Here is a 3,655-nt window from a genome sequence, read left to right on the forward strand (position 1 = left end):
CCTGCGCCGCCAGCGCGGCGTCGGCGACGCCGGGGGCGGTGCCGCCGGCCTGCACCGTCTCGATCGCCGCCAGCAGCATGCGGCGGTTGGCCATGATCACCTTGTCGCTGGTGCCCAGGTGCTCGCGGGTGCGGTCCTGGACAGTGCCCAAGCTTTCCACCGCCCACTGGTCATGCACGTTGATGTCCTCCTCGCCCATGCCCAGGTAGGTCTGGCCGGCCTGTTCCTCGGCGTTGAAGCCCCAGTTGTTGTGGCGGCCAGCCTTGGGGATGTAGTCGGGCAGCGAGATGAACTGCAGCCGCTGGTTGCGCATCGCTTCCTTGTCGACCGGCCCGGCGAAGCTGGTGAACACCGAGTACCAGTAGGTGTGGGTGTCGTCCACCGGCAGGTGCATCTGCGTGATGGTCAGCGTCTCGGACAGCGGGATCACGAAGGTGTGCGGGAAGATGGCACTGGTGATGCGCACGTGCGTCAGTTCGTCCGTCATCGGCCGCAGCGCCTGCAGCTGCATCCCCCAGGGCATCGGCTCGTAGGAGATGTCGGGCTGGTGGAACTCGCGCATGATCCGCGTCATCGGCCACTTCTCGCCGCCGAAGTCGCCGGCGCTGGCGCTGCGGAACTGGCGGCCGGCCGCGTTCTCGCCGATGCCTTCCAGCGCCGCGTCGCGCAGGAAGCGGTGCAGGAACGAGGGATGCGCCGGGTCGATCCCCACCTCGAAAGCCTGCAGCCAGTTGGCGTTCCACAGGCCCTTGAAGGCGAAGGTGTGGCTGGCCGGCGCGGCGAAACAGTCGAAGACGGGGAAGGGCGGCGCCTTGCCCTCGGCGCCGAACCAGGCGAACAGGATGCCGCTCTTTTCCAGCACCGGGTAGTTGCGCTGCCGCACGCGCTCGCACAGCTTGCTGCCGGTGGGTTCGGCCGGCGTTTCCAGGCAGCGGCCGGTGGCGTCGAACTTCCAGCCGTGGAAAGGGCAGCGCAGGCCGTCGCCTTCGTGCCGGCCGAACGCCAGGTCGGCGCCGCGGTGCGGGCAATCGCGATCGAGCAGGCCCCAGCGGCCGGTGTCGTCCTTGAACAGGACCAGGTCCTGTCCCAGCGCGCGCACGGCCTTGACCGGGCGCAGCGCCATGCGCGGATCCAGCCGCGGATCGAACTCGTCGACCAGCGCCACCGGCTGCCAGTAGCTGCGCAGGACCGCGCCGCAGGGGGTGCCGGGGCCGATCCGCGTGAGCAGCTCGTTCTGTTCCGATTTCATGCGTGTCTCCATGTGGCGGACTGCGCACCGCCTTGCATTTCCAGTGTACAGCCGCGCGTCCATGAGCTCGCCGGGCCGGCCGCGCCGCCCCTTCTTCGGGGCTACGTCGGCGGCCAGCCGCTGGCACCCGGCCTTCGTCTACGGCATGCTGGGCAGCGAACGCGACCTGCCTGGACCGAGGCCTGGCTGATGAGTGTGCAGGTCTGTTCCGGCAGCGCGCAGCTGGCGGCGCTGCAAGCGCTGACCGCGGCGCCGCAGATCGCGCCGCTGGTGGCGACGGTGCTGCTGATCAACGCGCGCCATGTCCGGTACAGCGCATCGATCCAGCGGTGGCTGGTGGGCGCCTGCCGCCCGCAGGCGCTGACCAGGCGGTTCTTTCTTGGCGACGGCAACTGGGCGCTCTCGATGCGCGAGTACCACGCAGGCGACCGCGACGCGGGCTTGCCGTTCGGCTCCGGACTGGCGACGGCTGCCCTGGTTCGTGGGGACCCGGGCAGCTGCTCGGGGGCGGCGTGCAGGATCCCACCGCGCTGGGGCCGACTTCATGCTGGTTCCGTTCGCCGCCGCCATCGGCGTTTCGGTCTTCCGCGGCCGGGCCGACCTGTGGCCGGCCGCGGCGCCGGCTACTTGCTGATGGCGTGGGTGCCGATCACCCCGCGCGTGCAAGGCGTCTTGGCGGCAATCCCGCTGGGCGTGATGATCGGCATCGTGCTGGCGCGGCGGTCAGCGGCAAGGGGCCGGAGCTGGTCGGGCTGGCCGTGGTGGGCGTGGCGATGAAGGTGGTGCGCAACGACGTGGTTGCCGCGCCGGCGCGGGCGGTGGCGCGGTGCCGGTGGGCGGGGTTGTGAGTCAGGGCTGCAGCACCGCCTGCAACTGCGCCGCGCACAGCTGCACCGCCACGTTGGGCTCGTCGATCACCCGGCCCATCAGGATGAAGCCCTGCCGCTGCTGCTCGAAGCTGACCGGGATGGCATTGCTGCCGGACTCGGTCAGCTGCTGCGCGTACGCCAGCCCCTGGTCGCGCACCGGGTCGTAACCGCTGTCAGCACGAAACGCCGGCGGCAGCCGGCCGTGGTTGGCGTGCAGCAGCGGCGAAGCGCGCCAGTCCAGGTCGTGCGTGCCGTCCACCAGGCAGTGGTCGTGGTCGCAGTCGATCGCGTCGCGATAGAAGTCACGCGCCTGCGCCGGCGTCTGCGCCGGCGTCTGCATGTGCGTGGGCGGCAGCCCGCGCTCGGCGATCAGTCGCCGCAGGGCCAGGGCTTGGGGATGCAGCATGGCGAGTGTCCTGTTCCGGCCGGAGTGTAGCCAGCCGGCGTTATGCTCGCAGCATGAAGCTGCACAACTACTTTCGTTCTTCCGCTTCGTTCCGCGTGCGCATCGCGCTCGAGCTCAAGGGGCTCCCCTACGAATACGTGGCGGTGCACCTGCCCAAGGGCGAGCACAAGCAGGAACAGTACGCGGCAGTCTCGGCGAGCGGCCTGGTGCCGACGCTGGAGACCGACGACGGCGCCCTGCTGGGCCAGTCGATGGCCATCATCGAATACCTGGACGAGCAGCACCCGCAGCCAGCGTTGCTGCCCGGCGATGCCATCGGCCGGGCCCAGGTGCGGGCGCTGGCCCAGCTGGTTGCCTGCGAGATCCATCCGCTGAACAACCTGCGCGTGCTCAAGTACCTGGTGCGCGACCTCAAGGTCGAAGAAGAAGCCAAGAACGCCTGGTACCGCCATTGGGTGCGCGTCGGACTGGAGGCGTACGAGCGCGAACTGCAGCGCCTGCCGCAGGGCAACTTCAGCTTCGGCAACGCGCCCACCCTGGCCGACTGCTGCCTGGTGCCGCAGATCTTCAACGGCCGGCGCTTCGACTGTGACTTCACGGGGCTGCCGCGCACGATGATGGCCTTCGAGGCCTGCATGCAGCTGGCGGCGTTCCAGAAAGCCCAGCCGTCCAACTGCCCCGACAACGAGGCCTGAGCAGCGTGCAGGCGGTGCGAGCGGACAGCGGCGGCGCCGAGTTGCTCACGCCCGCGTGGCCGGCGCCCGAGCGCGTGCGCGCCGCCTGCAGCACCCGCGGCGGCGGCGTCTCCGCAGCCCCGTACGACTCCCTGAACCTGGGCAACCACGTCGGCGACGCGCCGCAAGCCGTCGCCGCGAACCGCCGCCGTTTCGCCCAGGCCATCGGCGTGCGGCCGGTGTTTCTGCAGCAGGTGCATGGCAGCGCGGTGGCGCGCCTGACGGCCGGCTCGCCGGACGGCATCGAGGCCGACGCCTGCTGGACCACCGAGGCCGGCACGGCCTGCACCATCATGGTGGCGGACTGCCTGCCGGTGCTGCTGGCTGACGGCCGCGGCCGGGTGGCCGGCGCCGCCCACTGCGGCTGGCGCGGACTGGCCGGCAGCGCTGGCTCCGG

5 protein-coding genes are annotated in these 3,655 nt (G+C 70.8%); 3 read left to right on the plus strand and 2 right to left on the minus strand.

Going from position 1 to position 3,655, the window contains the following annotated elements:
- Window positions 1–1,249: Rieske 2Fe-2S domain-containing protein (locus JWP65_RS05255; RefSeq protein WP_299761028.1), on the minus strand; the 1,249-nt coding region annotated here is incomplete at its 3' end.
- 12 nt (window positions 1,250–1,261) lie between these two features.
- On the opposite strand from JWP65_RS05255, the gene JWP65_RS05260 reads away from it, so the two are divergent.
- On the plus strand, window positions 1,262–2,026 hold the full coding sequence (locus JWP65_RS05260) for an AzlC family ABC transporter permease (protein WP_299761030.1): 765 nt from the start codon (window positions 1,262–1,264) through the stop codon (window positions 2,024–2,026).
- A gap of 72 nt (window positions 2,027–2,098) precedes the next feature.
- Here the strand turns inward: JWP65_RS05260 and JWP65_RS05265 are convergent, their stop codons facing one another.
- Entirely contained in the window at window positions 2,099–2,524 is a 426-nt protein-coding gene (locus JWP65_RS05265; protein ID WP_299761032.1) for an alpha/beta hydrolase fold domain-containing protein, read from the minus strand.
- A gap of 53 nt (window positions 2,525–2,577) precedes the next feature.
- Between JWP65_RS05265 and maiA the strand changes: the two genes are divergently transcribed.
- Together maiA and JWP65_RS05275 are read left to right on the plus strand one after the other, a co-directional pair.
- Window positions 2,578–3,219, plus strand: coding sequence for a maleylacetoacetate isomerase (maiA, locus tag JWP65_RS05270; protein WP_299761034.1), 642 nt, complete (start codon window positions 2,578–2,580; stop codon window positions 3,217–3,219).
- Window positions 3,220–3,224: 5 nt separating this feature from the next.
- Window positions 3,225–3,655 (plus strand): laccase domain-containing protein (locus JWP65_RS05275; protein WP_299761036.1); only part of this gene is annotated, 431 nt, incomplete at its 3' end.

It is taken from the genome of Ramlibacter sp. (assembly GCF_028292805.1).
In the GTDB taxonomy this organism is placed as follows: Bacteria; Pseudomonadota; Gammaproteobacteria; order Burkholderiales; family Burkholderiaceae_C; genus Ramlibacter.